Origin of the sequence: Rhodococcus sp. 06-221-2 (assembly GCF_002258365.1) — a bacterium.
In the GTDB taxonomy this organism is placed as follows: domain Bacteria; phylum Actinomycetota; class Actinomycetes; order Mycobacteriales; family Mycobacteriaceae; genus Rhodococcoides; species Rhodococcoides fascians.
The window spans coordinates 502,402-519,140 of the sequence record NZ_NOYJ01000030.1 but is presented as its reverse complement, the minus strand read 5'-3'; the positions used below and the strand labels follow the sequence as shown (position 1 = coordinate 519,140).

Genomic DNA, 16,739 nt, shown 5'->3' with positions numbered 1-16,739 from the left:
CGAAGGTGCGACGTGGATCACAACAACGGTCTGACGAACGAGCTGTTGACCGTCGCCCGGTGCGGGCCATCTCGCGCTTTCGTGCGCACTGCCTATAGGAGATTGACCATGGCTCTGGACGACACCATCTATCGGGACGGATCAGGCAGCGATCGCAAACCGAACGTCGTCGAACACGCTGCGCGATCGTCATCAACCACCGGCCTACCTCGATCCGTCATCGCGATGATCGTCACCCTCGCATTCAGTGAGACCCTCGTCGCGATCAGTGCCACTGCCGCAATACCACTGATCCCGAAGATGTCCGAGTCCTTCGGTGCCTCAGGCGCGGCCACAGCGTGGATCGCCATAATCTCACCGCTGATGGGCGGCGTAGTCACTCCTGTTATGGGCCGGCTGGGCGATGCGATTGGTTATCGCAAGCTCCTTGTGGCCGCGTTCGGCTTGTTGTGCGTGGGCACACTGTTGTGTGCGGTGTCGACGAGCTTGGCGATGTTTCTTGGCGGACGGGCGCTGCAGGGATTTGTCATCGGCACAATGCCAGCGGTTGTCGGAATATTGCGCAACCACCTCGAGCCGAAAGCCGTCGGATCGGCACTCGGCATTGTCGTGGCTGGTCAAGGCTTCGGCGTCGGTGTTGGCTTTATTCTGGGCGGCATGCTCCAGGATTTCGACTGGAGTGTCACGTTCTGGGTCGTACTCGGTCTCGCGGTTCTTGCCTTGATTGCTCTTGTGACTACCTTGCCTGGTTCGATTAGCGAGCACACTGGCGGTCGGTTGGACCTCGTTGGTGCAGCGGTGTTTTCCTGCTTCTGCTTGGCGCTGCTTCTCCCGCTCAGTATGGGAAGCACGTGGGGGTGGTCGAGCCCGACGACGCTCGGCCTGTTCGTACTCGCCGCCGTCGCACTTCCGCTCTGGGCCGTGTGGGAGTTACGGCACCCTGAGCCGACCGTCGATGTCAGGCTCTTCTCGAATCCGTTCTTCGTCCTTCCGAACATCGCCGGCTTCATGATGGGCGCGAGCGTCGGGGCGCTCTTCCTGCTCTTCGTAGGCTATGCCTCGTTGCCTCGCGAGGTGGCCGGGTTTGGTTTCTCGGCCAGCATCCTCGAGGCCGGCTCCTTCCTCGTGCCCTACGCGATGTGTGTGATGATCGGCGGGTTGTTCGTAGGGCGGTTTGCCTCTCGCCGGGGGCCGCGATTCATGTTGCTCGTCGGCTCCGTATTGACCGCAGTGACGTACTTGGTCTTGACGGTTGCGCACATTGAGCAGTGGCAGATTTATCTTGCTTCGGCAATCATCGGCTTTGGAGGAGCCGCGTCGAACACAGGCATGTATCTAATGGTGGCTCAGACGGTGTCGCCTGACCGTGCCGGGATGGCGCAAGGCGTGAACTCTCTCGTCTTCGCGTTGGGATCCGCGTCCGGAAGCGCCGCGATAGCCGCAATCCTCACAGCACACACGAATTCGTTGCCATTCTCGGACGACCGTGGCTACGGCGTCAGCTACGCCCTCTGTTTCGTCTTCGGGCTCCTCGCCGCCGGCTCGACGGTCCTCCACGGGTTCCTGGCGAGACGACGCGGTGCTGTGGAACTCCCTCTGTCCTCCTGATCTGCGAACTGTGAGCACAGCAAGGCAGCGGCCTTCCGAGGCCACAAGGGCGACGATCGTCGACCTTCAATCTCTTACAGAACGGACGACTTGGATGAGCCAAACGATCGACGTCGCGGGCAACGGTTGCGTGCTGGTAGAGCAGCAAGGTCACACGCTTATCGTCACGATGAACAGGCCGGCTGTGCGCAACGCGGTCAACTTCGACCTCTCCATCGGGATCGGGGAGGCGATGGAGTTCGCGGAGGCGACGTCCAGCGTGAGGACCGTGATCCTCACCGGGGCGGGAGACATGGCCTTCTGCGCCGGTGCAGACCTGAAAGCTGCGGCGGCGGGGGAGCTCAGCACCAACGATGAACGACTGGCACGCTGGGGCTTCGCCGGCTACGTGCAGCACGCGATCAGCAAGCCGACCATCGCCGCGGTTAACGGCTTCGCTCTTGGGGGCGGAACCGAGATCGCCCTCGCGAGCGACCTGGTCGTTGCGCTGGAAACAGCTACCTTCGGCCTTCCGGAGGTCAAGCGTGGTGTGTTCGCTGGGGCCGGCGGAGCATTCCGGCTGCCTCGACAGATACCGACGAAAATCGCCATGGAAGCGATGTTCACAGGTCGACCGATTTCGGCCGCGCGGGCGTATGAGCTCGGATTGGTGAACGCGCTGGCTCCAGCGGGCGAACTTATGAACACCGCACTCGATTTGGCGGAGGTCATCAATGCGAATGCGCCACTCTCCGTCCGAGCTACGAAGAAGATCGCGGTGGGAATCGACGACCAGAACGTTCCAGCGGAGCGAGACGATTGGGCTCGCACTCGTCGAGAGGGTCACCTTTTATCCAGGAGCGAGGACTCCCGCGAAGGGATGCGCGCTTTTGCCGAGAAGCGTGAGCCTGTCTGGTCCGGTCGATGACAGTGACCTCGCTCGGCGAACGAGATCGAGGAACAGTGGATCACGTGCATCTAGACCCCAGTACCCCCATCCTCGTCGGATGCGGACAGGTGTCCGACCCACTGGATCGCGACGACTACCGCCGTTGGTCGGCCGTTGAACTAGCAGCCGAGGCATCGAAGAGGGCCCTCGCGGACGCGGGGCTGGCGGCGTCGGCAGTCGACACTGTCGCAGGTATTCGTCAGTTCGAGATCTCGTCCGACTTCGGCACCGCTCCTCTCGGCCGTTCGAACAACTTCCCTCGCTCGGTGGCGAATCGCCTCGATGCTTCCCCGCAGCGGGCCGTACTCGAAGTCGTAGGTGGGCAGGGCCCGCAGCACCTTGTCAACGAGTTCGCCAAAGAGATCGCTGCCGGACGTGTGCAGACCGTCCTCCTCTTCGGTTCCGAGGCAATCTCCACGGCGCGGGCGTTCGCCGGGAAGGGAGACTCGCCCGATTTCAATGAATCGGTGGAAGGCGATCTCGAGGACCGAGGATATGGCCTCGAAGGCCTCATGAACGAGTACGAGATGCGGCACGGGTTGGTGGGCGCGCCCTCTCAATACGCATTGCTCGAGCACGCGCGACGACATCGAATCGGGTTGGATGTCGGCGCATACGCAGATCAGATGGGTCGGCTTTTCGCGCCGTTCACCTCCGTGGCAGCGCGTAACCCGTTCGCTGCTGCACCGGTCGAGAGGTCGGCCGACGAGCTCGCCACCGTGACCGCGAAGAACCGGTTGATCGCCGACCCGTACCCCCGATACATGGTGGCCCGAGACCAAGTGAATCAGGGCGCTGCAGTAGTCATGACATCCGTCGGGGCGGCTGATGCCGCAGGCATTCCTGAGGACCGCCGGGTCTACCTTCACGGATCCTGCGATCTTCGCGAATTCGACCTGCTCGACCGGCCGGACCTCTCACGGAGCCCTGCGGCGGTGCGAGCGTCGGAAATCGCTCTGCAGCGGGCTGGTGTGGCGGTGGACGACGTCGCCGTCTTCGACCTGTACAGCTGCTTTCCCATTGCCGTGCTGAGCATGTGCGATGGTCTCGGACTTGCTCTGGACGACCCGAGAGGGCTGACGCTGACGGGAGGGCTGCCCTTTTTCGGTGGGGCGGGAAACAACTACGCCATGCATGCCATCGCCGAAGCGATGAACGCAGTTCGCTCGGGCGTCGATGGACCGGCGTTCGTCGGTGCCAACGGCGGGACGTTGAGCAAGTACTCCGTGGGGATCTACTCGACTGTGCCGCAAGCGTTTTGCGCCACGTCCGACGTCGCGCACCAGGCCGAGCTCGACTCGGTCGAGCGAGTCGCTGTGGCCACGCTCGACGGCACGACTGCGGCAGTGCTGGAGACATACACAGTGGAACCGCAGAAAGGCGGCGGTTCGGTGTCGATCGCCGTGGGCCGACTCGGCGACGGCTCGCGCATTCTTGCTGTCTCCGATGATGAAGTAATCGCGTCGACTCTCAGGCTCGGCACTTCGATCGGAAGCGAGTTCAGTGCACGGCCATTAGATGGGCGTAACGTCCTGATAGAGGTCGGCAGTGCGAATTGACCGGACGCGATGAACGTCCCTCGACGCATCGTCTGGTATCGGCCTGCTCGCGCAAGCCGTAGCCAACATCGCCACGCTCGCAGAATCTTTTAGTTAACCGATCCGCATGAACTCCTTACCCGCTCGGCTGGTTACGCCGGGCGGGTAGGGCTTCCACGGCGCGAGGTTCCTTACCGTTCTCTACTCGCACAGCAAGGATGTGTCATGGTCCCTGACACTCACGGACGAGAGCGTCCAGGCCCGTCCAAAGGCAAACTAGTTCGACTCGCGCTTCTAGCTGTTCTCGAACTCTGCGCGGCATGGCTCCTTGCAAAAGGCCTTATCTGGCTGGGAAAGTTATACGCCGACAATCATTTTCAACAATCCGTGACCCTGAACCAGGTCACGGTTGTTCCCAATGCAGGGCGCGTTGCGCACTCTCACCACACAACTTCGCCCAGTCTGATCACGGACACGGCAATGAACCAGCAGCCTTCAGTGGTTGGATGGGTTTTTTTGGCCGTCGGCTGCATTGCCGGCATCGTGGTATGGATGTTCGTCCAGCGAGGTCGTACAACGACCAGAGACGGGTCCCTTTCCTTAGGCTGTGGCCTCGGTGTAGTTGTCATTGCCATGCTGCCTGCTGTGCGTGCAGCCACGGAGGCCTCGCACGCAGCCATGATGATTCAGTTGATGATGTTAATGGTCATAGCACCGGCACTGATTGCCTCGGTCATCCGACCGCGGAGCAACTCGAGAGCAATCGCGCAGACACGCATGGTGGCAATCCCATCGGCTCTCGGTTACGCCGCAGTGATGGTGTGGTGGCATCTCCCGCTGCAGTCGGCGTCAGGCGACACGGCCTGGCTCGCTGTGGCGGCTTTGCTCCTCGGTCTCATTTTCTGGGCGGGAATTTTGAGTGACGACCGCCCCGAAGACCAACGTCTGCAACGAATATCGATCTATGTGGCCGGGTTACCGGCCGGTCTCATTGGACTGGCTTTGATCTTGAGTACCGAACCGATCCTCGGCGTTCATGATCACTCGAACTCCGTGCTCGGTTCGGTAACTGACCAGCGGCTGGGCGGAGTGCTGATGATGCTCGTCGAAGGGATATTCTTGATCCCACTGCTGTTGCGAGCCAGCGCACCCCGAGAACGCTCACAGGGTTCGCCCAGCTGAAGCAAGTCCCGCGGTTCGACACCACACCCGCTGCACTCTCCCACAACAGGAAACCCCGTTCACGCTCGCCGAGGTGGACCTCGCTGCCTTGCACGACGGCGAAATCGCACCCGGTGAGCCGGTTGAGACAGTAATCGAGGTTTATCCTTTCGAGGAGATCCACGACGCGATTGCGGACATTCGCCATACCGTTATCAAGCCAATTCTTCAGTTCTGATCGGCTACTACGGACAAATCGAGACCTGCGAAGATATTCCTAGGCCCGACAGCACTCGGGTAGACGTGATCAATGCAACGGCGCAATCGATCGTCCTATTGCAGACTTGCTGTGCGCTGCGCCAGGAATTGCCGGAGGAACGGAGAACGAGCTGCGTGTACCCAGTCACGCACCGGATCGGTCCGTTGATCCAGCATCGCCATCCCTGCGCCCGCGAGCATGCAGGCTCGTAGAAAACGGTGTGGTCGCGCGTCCGAGACAGATTCCATCACTATCGACGGCTTTGGTCGTTCCCCCGTACGGCAACGAGATCTGCCTCCTGGCCGGTGTTCTGGTCAGGAGACAGATCTCGCTGAGATCCGTTGCTAGGAAACTTCTGTCAGCGTTTCGAGGCGAGCGGGTCGCCGAGCGATGCCCAGCAGATTCGCCCTGATCTGGAGTGCGACGAGCTCACCGTGATTACGACCTCCCGCAAATCCGCTGGTCATAAACCACAGACCGGGTTGCTTCGTAGGCCGCCAGACGTTGCGCAGCTCCCCGTCCTCATCGAACCCGCCGATCGGACCCAGCTCGTCGGCCACCTCGTTGCCGAAGAATCGACGGACTTCGCCTTGCAGATTCTCGTAACCTGTTGCCAGAACGACGGTGTCGAACGGGAGCTCTTGTCCGTCGTGTCGACGAACTCCGTCGGGTGTGAACGTCTCGACGTCTCGAGTCTGCAGCATCTTGACCTTACCCGAGATGATCATCTCCGAGCAGCCTGTGTTCAGGTAGTAACCCCCTGATCGCTCGAAGAACTTCCAGAACCAACCCGTGCCCTCCCATCCGTCGTCGATCTCCATTCCGGCACGTCGTAAATTGTCGAGGAGCTCACGATCGTGCTCGTTCGTTCTGCGGGTGAGCGCCTGGAAGTTCGGGATCATCAGGGGCCTTACGAATCCGGCCGAGGAGAGCATGTCGCCTTCGTACAGCGGCGTTCCGTCCATGTACTGCAGGTAGGACATGTCGGCGCTCTCGAGGCTCACGATCGAGGTGGGGTTGCGCTGCAACATCGTGACCTGCGCCCCCATCTGGGTCATGTACTTCGCAGCGTCGTGGCCACTCGAGCCTGTTCCCACGACCAGTACGTTCTTGCCTTCGTAGCCCAGCGCAGAATGGAAGTCCTTGGTGTGGAAGACCTCGCCACAAAACGACTCGATGCCTTCCAATCGGGGAATGTTCGCTGCCCCGCCGACTCCGCCTGTCGCCATGACGATGTGCCGTGGACGGAGCTGCCGACGAACGCCGTCGCGCTCGACTTCGACCTTCCAGGTCTGTGACGAGGCTTCGTACTCGGCACTGCGAAAATCGGTCGACGTCCAGTAGTTGATCTCCATGGCGTCGACGTAGGACTCGAACCAGTTGGCGAGCTTGTCCTTCGGGAGGAACTCGGGGAACGACCTCGGGAATTGCAGAAATGGGAACTCCACCATCAGCGTGGGGTTGTGCAAGGCCAACGCGTCATAACGGGTTCGCCAGTTGTCGCCTACGCGTGGAAAGCGGTCGACGACGAGCGCGTCCACGCCTAGATTTTTCAGGTATGCGGCCGTGAACACGCCGGAGTGGCCGCCTCCGACCACCAAGACTTCAGGGTCGCGATCGATGTACGAGCTCTCCAGGTCTCGATGCGCTTGCCACGACCACGCCTCGGGGTTCGGTTCGTATCCCAACCCGGCAGGCCACGGTTCGGACACGTGTCCGGTAAGGCTGCGAAGTCGTGTGAGAAGGGTCCAGCATCGGATGCGCCCGTCACGTTCGTCCTGTACCAGTCGAACTACACCCGTTCCGCCGCCGATACTGACATCGAACTCGATGAACGCCTCCGTTACCTCCCTCCCTCCGCGGACCACTCGGCGAGGCGCGGACATTGAATCCGCAATTCGCCAGCTTGTTGGACCTACTCGATCCACCTCGTTCAGCATTTGCTGTGCAATGTCCTCGTCGCCTGCGACGCAGCACAGGTCCCAAGTGAAGGCGACCATGTCCCGCCAGTAGGAATCTGCAACGAAGAGGCCCGCCAAAGATCGGGTATCTCGCTGCGACACCGCTCGTCCGAGGTCACCGAGCCACGAGGCAATCAGGTCGCTGGGCTGCGGTTCATTCTCGTGCGTTGTCATGCCACGGGCCAAGACGGGGCGGGTGAGCTTGCGAGGTCGGAGGACGCCCCCGCGACGCTCGATGACCCGCAAGCGGCATTTCTCGTGCTCGTGCAAGTCGGATGACCTCGCCGAGTCTCAACCGGTCGCTTCATGCTCTTCCTCACTTCGATGAACTTTCCTTGGCGCTTCTAAAGAGGTTACTCATTATAACGACTACCTCCGACAACTCGTGTCACTTGACCCATTTTACAGGTAGTTACGGCATATTTGGGGCAATCTCGTCAAGTCGAGGTTTATTCAGTGCCCTATAAGTTCACTGCGCAGCGCCATCCGACGGCAGTACCCAGCCGGAGCGCTGGTGGTCGTAGCTTCCGTTGTAGTGGCAGATTCCGTCGGCTGGTTGTCAGACTGTGACAGGATTGGGCGGACCATGCGTCATGGTGGGTTTATCGTGTGCGTATGCAGCGCGACCTCGACCCCAGCTTGCCGTCGTCCAGTCGATCGACCTCTCGGGTCACGTCGTTGCAGGTTTCGGTGGTGGCGTGCCGTTTGTTTCTTGCGCGGGGTGTCGATTCGACGACTGTTCTGGAGATTTCCAGGGCAGCGGGTGTGAGTGCTCGAACGTTTCACAGGTTCTTTCCGGCGAAATACGACTCGGTCGAGCCGGTGCTGCGTGCGGGTATGCAGCGCTACATCAGTGCTGTCGAGTCCATCGATCCGGCGATCACATCGAGTGAGGCGTTGGTCGATGCCTTGGCGGCGAGCCTGGTGGCGTCGACGGCAGATTTCACCGATATGCCGACTCGTGCTCTGTTGGAACTTGTTCTGACGACTCCGGAGTTGTGGTCGGTCTGGTTGCCTGTGAACGAGGAGTGCGCTCGTGCTCTCGAGCCGTCGATGTCGATGCGGTCGATGTTCGGTGGAGACGAGTTCGCGGTTCGTTTTTGGTGCTCGACGATTGTGACTGCCGACCGGATTGCTTCGGAGTATTGGGCTCTCGAAGGTGGCGATATTCGCGACCACGTAGAGCGCAGCATGGCCTTACTCAAACAAACGTGCCCCTCGAGCAGCATCGTCAGCGGGCAACCGGCTCGCACATGCAGATGAGGCCCAGGGATACGTTGCGGCCCACTCTTTTTGTACCAGCCCTGTGGGATTTCTTCTGCGTCAGCTCGTAGGGTGCCGAGGAGAAACGCGACCGGTTGCAAGGTGGTAGCGATGGAGTGCATGCGTACTGGGATGATTACAGACTCCATTCTGTTCATGAGTGTTCCAAGCACGAAGCAACTCTGTATTGGGGAGTGTTGCTACGCCTCAGTGCAGTATGTCGCTGTTGAAGACCGACTCACCCAACATCGATGTGGACAAGGGTTCAGCAACGTCGCACGGCGTGACAGCCGACAGCTACTGCTAGGAGAGGCCGTGATAAAGAATGGCCGTGGCATCGATGAGCAGTGTGGACAACTCGAGGTTCGGTTCGGTGAGCCACTGTTCGTATGTCGATATCGCGATGCCCAGGACGATCCACCCGACAGTGCGTGGGAAATGGTCGTCGGGGTCGGAGCCGGTCCGCAACGCAACGTATTCGGCAATGACGCGTCTCCATCCTTTGTACATCACCATCGAATAGCTCTGCAGCGCAGGGTTTCCTAAAATCATCGCCATTCGTTTCCTGTGCACAGCGGTCTCTTCGGGTGGAAATGTGTTGAACTGAAGAAGAGCCGAACGGAGCCCATCGGCCAGTCCGATATCTTCGGGCAGGTCGTTGAGATGGGCCCGTAAAGCCGCGAGTTGGGTGTCGAAGTCGCCCCAGGGAACTGCGTTCTTGGAGGGGAAGTAGCGGAAAAAAGTCCGGCGTGCGATGCCGGCTGCGTCGGCGATGTCGTCGATGCTGGTCTCGTCGAAGCCCTTCGAAGCGAACAGTTCGATGCTCAGATCGCTCAACTCACCCCGCGTTGTGGAGGGGCGTCGTCCTGTCCGGTGCGCGGGATTGACGCTTTCCGTCATCTTTTTACTCCAAACTCTGTCTTTATGCACCGAGTGCCATTACTGTATTGGTTCAAGCCGCTGTCAGTTTCAAGTGTGGCTTACCAACTACCACTGGAGGTTTCCGATGTCGAAGAAGAACGAGAACGCTGTGGTCGGTACATCGGCCGTAGAGTCCGATCTGGTCGAGGAGTCGTTGGTGGAGGAAGTGTCGATCGACGGCATGTGCGGCGTGTACTGATCATGACCACTGCAGTGCAGGATTCACTCGATCTCGATGCACAGTGGGCTCTTCATCCGCAGGTGGCGTTGCGTCCCGAATCGTTCGGGGCGCTGCTCTACCACTTCGGAACTCGCAAGCTCTCCTTTCTGAAGAACCGCACTATCGTGGCGATCATCGAGTCGTTTCCCGATCACCCGAGCATGCGCGCCGCGATCGCCGCCGCCGGTATTCCGGAATCGGGGATTACGCCGTACGCCAAAGCGTTTGCCACGCTTGCCGGTTCGCGGATGATCACCACGCTCTGACTTCCCCGGCCACGACGGGCCCTCGACGGCTCGATCGCGCCCCTGTCCGACGCAGCCCCGTCGGACACCACTCCTGAAATCTGTGAATGAGGACCGCCCATGACCTCCATGTTGGAAAGACCCCTCCCGCCACCAGCTCCGGTAGGGAGATTGGTCGATCAGTTCGAGCTCGGTCTCGATGCTCCGATTTGTTTGACGTGGGAGTTGACCTACGCCTGCAATCTGTCGTGTGTGCATTGTCTGTCGTCGTCGGGTCGTCGTGACCCGCGCGAACTGAGTACCGAGCAGTGCAAGTCGATCATCGACGAGTTGCAGAAGATGCAGGTGTTCTACGTCAACATCGGGGGTGGGGAGCCGACGGTCCGGTCGGATTTCTGGGAACTGGTCGACTATGCGACGGCGCATCAGGTGGGGGTGAAGTTCTCCACCAACGGGGTCAAGATCGACAAGAAGGTGGCCGCGCGCCTGGCGGCGTCGGATTACGTCGATGTGCAGATTTCCATCGATGGGGCGACGGCGGAGGTCAACGACGCGGTGCGTGGTCCGGGGTCGTTCGACATGGCGTGCCGGGCGTTGGAGAATCTGAAGGAGGCCGGGTTCCGGGATGCGAAGATCTCCGTCGTCGTCACCCGTCACAACGTGAGTCAGCTCGACGACTTCAAGGCTCTGGCCGACAAATATGCTGCGACACTGCGTATCACGCGGTTGCGGCCGTCGGGTCGCGGTGCGGATGTCTGGGATGATCTGCACCCGACGGCCGGTCAGCAGCGCGAGTTGTACAACTGGCTCGTTGCGAACGGTGAGGGTGTGTTGACGGGGGATTCGTTCTTCCACCTCTCGGCGTTCGGTGACGCTCTGCCGGGGTTGAACCTGTGTGGTGCGGGGCGGGTGGTGTGTCTGATCGACCCGATCGGTGATGTCTATGCGTGCCCGTTCGCCATTCACGAGAACTTCCTCGCCGGCAATATCGTCCGCGACGCCAAGGACGGTATGGGCGGATTCCAAACCGTCTGGCAGACCTCGGAGTTGTTCCAGGAGTTGCGCTCACCGCAGACCTCGGGTGCGTGCACCAAGTGTGCTCATTTCGATGCGTGCCGGGGTGGGTGCATGGCGGCGAAGTTCTTCACCGGTCTGCCGATGGATGGCCCGGATCCCGAATGCGTGATCGGCAACGGTGAGATGGCGTTGGCGGCGGCGGGGGAGATCCCGAAGTCGAGTGTCGATCATTCGCGCACCGGTCAGCGTAAGACTCCACGTAAGTCGGTGCCGTTGACGTTGATGATGCGTCCACCGACGAGGATCTGCGACGAAAATCCGCTCGCGGGAATGGAACAGGAAGCGTAGTGATGGCGAAGAGTGCGTGGTTCGAGACCGTTGCCGAGGCGCAGCGGCGGGCGAAGAAGCGTCTACCGAAGTCGGTGTATGCCGCGCTGGTGGCCGGCTCCGAACGCGGCATCACGGTCGACGACAACATGTCGGCGTTCGGCGAGTTGGGTTTCGCTCCGCATGTGGCGGGGTTGTCGGACAAGCGGGACTTGTCGACGACGGTCATGGGGCAGCCTCTGTCGTTCCCGGTGATGATTTCTCCGACGGGTGTGCAGGCGGTGCATCCGGACGGCGAGGTTGCGGTTGCGAGAGCTGCTGCAGCGCGGGGTATTCCGATCGGATTGTCGTCGTTCGCGAGCAAGTCCGTCGAAGAGGTGGCTGCGGCGAATCCGCAGACGTTCTTCCAGATGTACTGGGTGGGCTCACGCGAGATCCTGTTGCAGCGGATGGAGCGGGCCCGCGCCGCCGGTGCTGTCGGGTTGATCATGACGTTGGACTGGTCGTTCTCCAACGGCCGCGACTGGGGTAGCCCATCGATCCCGGAAAAGATGGACCTCAAGGCGATGGTGCAATTCGCCCCCGAGGGCATCACCCGTCCGAAGTGGTTGTGGGAGTTCGCCAAGACCGGCAAGATCCCCGATCTGACGACCCCGAACCTGACCCCGCCCACCGGTGGTCCGGCTCCGACGTTCTTCGGGGCGTATGGGGAATGGATGGGGACCCCGTTGCCGACGTGGGAGGACGTGGCGTGGTTGCGTGAGCAGTGGGGTGGGCCGTTCATGCTCAAGGGAGTCATGCGGGTCGATGATGCGAAGCGGGCTGTCGATGCCGGCTGCACGGCGATCTCGGTGTCCAACCACGGTGGCAACAATCTCGACGGCACCCCGGCTCCGATCCGGGCTCTGCCTGCGATCGCGGAGGCCGTCGGTGATCAGGTCGAGATCACCCTCGACGGCGGTATCCGCCGCGGTAGTGATGTGGTGAAGGCCGTGGCGCTCGGCGCTCGGGCGGTGCTGATCGGGCGGGCGTACCTGTGGGGTCTGTCGGCGAACGGTCAGGCCGGTGTGGAGAACGTGCTCGACATCCTGCGCGGCGGAGTCGATTCCGCGATCCTCGGGCTCGGCCACACCTCGGTGCACGACCTCTCACCGTCGGATGTGGTGATGCCGCTCGGCTTCGATCGCAGACTCGGCGTCGAGTAGACGACACGGAATCGAGGACAGGGTCACCAGTGTTCGGTGAATCTGGGTGGTTCGAGTCGGTTGCCGAGGCGCAGCGCCGCGCGAAGAAGCGACTCCCGAAGTCCGTCTACTCGGCGCTCGTCGCGGGTTCCGAACGTGGTCTGACGGCGGCGGACAACACGACTGCGTTCGCCGAACTCGGGTTCGCGCCGCACGTGGCAGGCTTGTCGAACATCCGTGATCTGTCGACGACGCTGATGGGTCAACCGCTGTCGTTTCCGGTGATGATCTCCCCGACGGGTGTGCAGGCCGTGCACCCCGACGGTGAGGTCGCCGTCGCCAGGGCAGCCGCGGCGCGGGGGATTCCGATGGCACTGTCGTTGTTCGCGAGCAAACCCATCGAGCAGGTCGTCGCGGCCAACCCGCGGACGTTCTTTCAGCTGCATTGGGTAGGGTCGCGGGAGTTGTTGCTGCACATGCTTCATCGGGCCCGTGCTGCGGGCGCGGTCGGGCTGATCGTCACGATGGACTGGTCGTTCTCCGAAGGCCGGGATTGGGGAAGTCCGGTGATACCGGAACGCCTCGACGCCAGGACGATGCGTCGATTGGCACCGGAAGTAGTGGCCCGTCCGCGGTGGCTCGCGCGGTGGGCGCGGTCGGGGACGTTCCCGGATTTGACGGCACCCAATCTCGCCGAGCCCGGAAAATCGGCGCCGACGTTCTTCGCCGCGTACCGCGACTGGATGTCGACTCCGTTGCCGTCGTGGGAGGACATCGCCTGGCTACGCGCGCAGTGGGACGGCCCGTTCATGCTCAAGGGCGTCGGGCGGGTCGACGACGCGCTGCGGGCCGTCGACGCGGGTGTCACGGCGATCTCGGTGTCCAATCACGGGGGCAACAATCTCGATGGTGCTCCGGCGTCGATTCGGGTGTTGCCGGCGATTGCCGACGCGGTGGGGGATCAGGTCGAGGTCACCCTCGACGGTGGCATCCGGCGTGGTAGTGATGTCGCGAAGGCGCTCTCGCTCGGTGCTCGTGCGGTGTTGATCGGGCGGGCGTATCTGTGGGGGTTGGCGGCGAACGGTCAGGCAGGTGTGGAGAACGTCCTCGATATTCTGCGCGGCGGCCTGGACTCCACGGTCCTCGGCCTAGGGCATGTATCGGTACACACCCTCGGACTCACCGATGTGGTAGTTCCAGTCGACTTTGCACGGCCTGTCATCGAAAGTTGTCCGACGCGATTCGACTCCGCCGGTCACGACCGAGTACCAGTAGAAAGTCGTTGAGTCATGTGCCAGCTCGATACTGCAGATAGTCAGAGGCCGCTCCGGCTGGTTCCCAACTTGGCACCGGCACAGGGGGTCGATGGTTTCAGCGCAGCAGAGGTGGTGGCCATCACTGCTGTCGTCGAACAGCTTCCCATCGCGGCTGCTGTACACAGTCTCGATGGAGTCGTGATCGCAGTCAACGAGGAGTTCCGGGGATTGCTCGGCTACGATCCCGGCGAACTCATCGGCAACCCTGCATTGGACCTCGTACCCGAAGCAGACCGTCGATCCGCACGGCAGTTGACTCGATCATTGGGTGAAGCTCCCTCGATCGATTACCGAGGTCGAAGTACCCCTGTTCGATCCCTGAGAAGGCTCTACCGCCGAGACGGCACCATCGTCTCGTGCTGGATGCATATCGGCACCGGGGTCCTCGCCGGCCGCTGTGTCGCGATCCTATGTATGGATTTGGTGGACCCACTGGTCCACGATGCACACCGATGGCGCACGCGCGCGGAGCGTGACGACCTGACTGGGATGTACCGCCGTGCATCGTTCCTGGATCACATCGAAAGCTGGATCGCCGACGACCGCCCTCTGGCTCTGGCCTTTGTCGACGTGGACAATCTCAAGCACATCAACGACGACCTAGGTCACGGCGCGGGAGACTGTCTGCTCCAAGCTGTCGCTCGTGGCCTCACGACATGGCGACCGAAGGACGCGGTCACCGGTCGGTTCGCTGGAGACGAGTTCGTCCTCGCTCTGCCCGACACGGACTTCGAGCGGCCCGGCCCATTCTGCGCCGAACTACGCGAGCACGTGTGTCGTGAACCTGTGCCGTGGCACGGGCAAACGCTGCCCTTGTCGGTCAGTATCGGTGCCGTCGTCCGGCGTCCTGGCGAAAGCGCAGCCGACCTAGTCGCGCGCGCCGACAAACTGATGTACGTCGCCAAAAATGACCTGCGCAATCTAAATTCCTCTGCTCTGGACAGCAGGCGAGGTTGTGATGTCTAAACGAACCGAGGACGAGTTCATTCTGGACTTCGCCCGCAAATGGGAGCCGTACGGCGGCGCGGATACCTTGGAGATTCTGCTGCTTTTCGGACTGAGTGTCGATCGCTACAAGGCGCGATTAACGGACGTCTTGACGGGGCAGAGCGCGCGCGGGCTCGACGCCGGCCTCCGCTCACGACTACTCCTCTACGCAGCGGCCCGATGAACGACTCACCAGAAATAGACTGCCCTCGACCGGCCACCCGGCGTGGGAGGCGAGAGCGCGTTGGAGTGGCGTGCTGCAGGTGGAGGAGGGTTCGCAATCCGAAACTTCGCCCGATCCCCTCTCCCGTGCGCAGGTCGGGTCCAGATCGTCGCGAACGCGGGCATGCGAGTGTCGACAGACCGACCCGTGTGGCTGCGCCGGTCAGCGGCTCTCACCCACCGCGACATGCGCAATCGACGGAAGGTCCTTACAGACCAGGCGATGAGACGCTGAGGCAGCAGAATCCAGATCGGCCGCGACCATTGTTCCCTACGCTACCCTGGGCTGACAAAGGATGTCGGCTACATGGCCAGCTGCGATGTTGCCAACTACGTGGTGCGTAGGTGGTCCATGAGTGAACGGGCGCGGTCTGAAAGGGCCCCTCGTCCGATAAGCTGACCGCTAGGCGCGCGAGGGGGTAGAGGATTGCTGGAGAGTTGAGGCAATCGTCCTCGGCGATCGTCGCGTCGAACCGGTCTTCGATCGCCCGGCCACCGTGATTAGCACTCAGAGGGGTCCGGGACTGGCCGTGGCGCAGTGCTGCTGAAACCCTGCGCCGCCTCGGCAGCGGCATCCGTCCGATCCTCGATTGGGTCGACCGCGGCTTGTGCCTTGGTGACGTCGTCATCGAGGGCGGTCATGAAGTCCACGGCGGTGTCACGGGTAGCGGCGGGGCAACTTCGATGCAAAGCGTACGTACGCGTGCGTTGCTACTGTCGCCGTCGACCGTGAACTCGCAGGAGGTGCCGGCCGCTGGCGACACGCGGGGCACGCCCTGCAATGTAGTTCCTACACAGACGTTTCGGATATTCAGGCGTGGCCGAGGTCGAATGTACGGGCCACCCGTGTGCCGTGATGGAAAACCGTGGCTGTCCGTGACAGATCAAGACCGTCTTGCGTTGGCGCATCGGCACTGTCTTGATGTCTCGAGTCTGCACGATCGGGCATGGACTTGGCAGGCGGTAGTAGACGAAAACTGTTGCGAAGAAACAAATGATAAGTGCAGAAGAGTCCAGGGGTACCCACTTCCAGGGACTCAAGACTTGCACAGTGCCGGTTCGAGTCCGGCTGCGGGCACCAGAGTGAATGGATCCAGATCGTAAACCAGGGCAACACTTTTTCGGGCGGTAGTGAGGTCTTTCCCGTGCCTGAGTGGGCCACGAAACAGCCTATTTCAGATTCGCGCGGAAGGGCTCTTCATCGTCGCCGTATCTTCGCATTTGTGCCGCTCAGGGCTGGTGTTCAGGTTGGATGCTCGTCTCCGCGGGTGGCTCGCTGTCACGTAGCTGTCACAACTGGGGGGCGTCTGACCTATTCGGTACTCACGACCTATCAGTTCTTCTCGTTGAAATGTTATGTTCAAACAGGTTTGGTAGGTATATAGGTGATGCGACGAGAGCTACACTCCGACGAAGCGTCCTCGGAGGTCGCCAACGCGAATCGCATTTTGCATCGTCGGAGTCGAACAACGGCTGCATGCTCCTTTGGCGGTTGACTTCTCCTCCCGCATCGGTAGCCGACAATTGCCGTCGGCAGGCTCTCTCGTTTACTGAGAGCCTGCCTGTGTGATCCGACACCGCC

General features: G+C 61.4%; 15 protein-coding genes. 13 read left to right on the top strand and 2 right to left on the bottom strand.

Annotated elements, in window-relative coordinates:
- Positions 1-108: 108 nt before the first annotated feature.
- The 5 genes from CH281_RS18575 (at position 109) to CH281_RS26955 (ending at position 5,473) form a co-directional block, all read left to right on the top strand.
- Positions 109-1,608 (top strand): MFS transporter, encoded by a 1,500-nt coding sequence (locus CH281_RS18575; RefSeq protein ID WP_143544833.1) that lies wholly within the window; start codon positions 109-111, stop codon positions 1,606-1,608.
- Positions 1,609-1,702: 94 nt separating this feature from the next.
- Positions 1,703-2,515, top strand: coding sequence for a crotonase/enoyl-CoA hydratase family protein (locus tag CH281_RS18570; RefSeq protein WP_094695165.1), 813 nt, complete (start codon positions 1,703-1,705; stop codon positions 2,513-2,515).
- Positions 2,512-4,095 (top strand): acetyl-CoA acetyltransferase, encoded by a 1,584-nt coding sequence (locus tag CH281_RS18565; RefSeq protein WP_205913295.1) that lies wholly within the window; start codon positions 2,512-2,514, stop codon positions 4,093-4,095. Before CH281_RS18570 ends, CH281_RS18565 begins: the two co-directional genes overlap by 4 nt.
- 459 nt (positions 4,096-4,554) lie before the next feature.
- Positions 4,555-5,256: a cytochrome c oxidase assembly protein gene (locus tag CH281_RS18560; RefSeq protein ID WP_167327675.1), complete on the top strand. Its 702-nt coding sequence runs from the start codon at positions 4,555-4,557 to the stop codon at positions 5,254-5,256.
- 73 nt (positions 5,257-5,329) lie between these two features.
- Positions 5,330-5,473, top strand: a complete 144-nt coding sequence (locus CH281_RS26955) for a hypothetical protein (RefSeq protein WP_167327674.1) — start codon at positions 5,330-5,332, stop codon at positions 5,471-5,473.
- A gap of 365 nt (positions 5,474-5,838) precedes the next feature.
- Here the strand turns inward: CH281_RS26955 and CH281_RS18555 are convergent, their stop codons facing one another.
- Positions 5,839-7,206 (bottom strand): flavin-containing monooxygenase, encoded by a 1,368-nt coding sequence (locus CH281_RS18555; protein WP_179274230.1) that lies wholly within the window; start codon positions 7,204-7,206, stop codon positions 5,839-5,841.
- 864 nt (positions 7,207-8,070) lie between these two features.
- On the opposite strand from CH281_RS18555, the gene CH281_RS18550 reads away from it, so the two are divergent.
- The gene (locus CH281_RS18550; RefSeq protein WP_094695159.1) at positions 8,071-8,718 is read left to right on the top strand and encodes a TetR/AcrR family transcriptional regulator; all 648 of its coding nucleotides are present in this window, start codon (positions 8,071-8,073) and stop codon (positions 8,716-8,718) included.
- Positions 8,719-9,021: 303 nt separating this feature from the next.
- Here the strand turns inward: CH281_RS18550 and mftR are convergent, their stop codons facing one another.
- Complete coding sequence (gene mftR / locus CH281_RS18545) at positions 9,022-9,618, bottom strand: mycofactocin system transcriptional regulator (RefSeq protein ID WP_094695157.1); 597 nt, start codon at positions 9,616-9,618, stop codon at positions 9,022-9,024.
- A 106-nt stretch (positions 9,619-9,724) separates the two neighbouring features.
- Between mftR and mftA the strand changes: the two genes are divergently transcribed.
- The 7 genes from mftA (at position 9,725) to CH281_RS18510 (ending at position 15,119) form a co-directional block, all read left to right on the top strand.
- Positions 9,725-9,838, top strand: a complete 114-nt coding sequence (mftA, locus tag CH281_RS18540; protein WP_094695155.1) for a mycofactocin precursor MftA — start codon at positions 9,725-9,727, stop codon at positions 9,836-9,838.
- Positions 9,839-9,840: 2 nt separating this feature from the next.
- Positions 9,841-10,125, top strand: a complete 285-nt coding sequence (gene mftB / locus CH281_RS18535) for a mycofactocin biosynthesis chaperone MftB (RefSeq protein ID WP_094695153.1) — start codon at positions 9,841-9,843, stop codon at positions 10,123-10,125.
- Between the two features lie 99 nt (positions 10,126-10,224).
- On the top strand, positions 10,225-11,469 hold the full coding sequence (mftC, locus tag CH281_RS18530) for a mycofactocin radical SAM maturase (RefSeq protein WP_094695151.1): 1,245 nt from the start codon (positions 10,225-10,227) through the stop codon (positions 11,467-11,469).
- Positions 11,470-11,471: 2 nt separating this feature from the next.
- A complete protein-coding gene (gene mftD, locus CH281_RS18525; protein WP_094695363.1) occupies positions 11,472-12,653 on the top strand; it encodes a pre-mycofactocin synthase MftD in 1,182 nt (393 codons plus the stop codon).
- Positions 12,654-12,682: 29 nt separating this feature from the next.
- Entirely contained in the window at positions 12,683-13,918 is a 1,236-nt protein-coding gene (mftD, locus tag CH281_RS18520) for a pre-mycofactocin synthase MftD (RefSeq protein ID WP_094695149.1), read from the top strand.
- A 57-nt stretch (positions 13,919-13,975) separates the two neighbouring features.
- Complete coding sequence (locus CH281_RS18515) at positions 13,976-14,914, top strand: GGDEF domain-containing protein (protein ID WP_240934193.1); 939 nt, start codon at positions 13,976-13,978, stop codon at positions 14,912-14,914.
- A complete protein-coding gene (locus CH281_RS18510; protein WP_094695145.1) occupies positions 14,907-15,119 on the top strand; it encodes a DUF3263 domain-containing protein in 213 nt (70 codons plus the stop codon). Before CH281_RS18515 ends, CH281_RS18510 begins: the two co-directional genes overlap by 8 nt.
- The last annotated feature ends 1,620 nt before the right edge of the window (positions 15,120-16,739 follow it).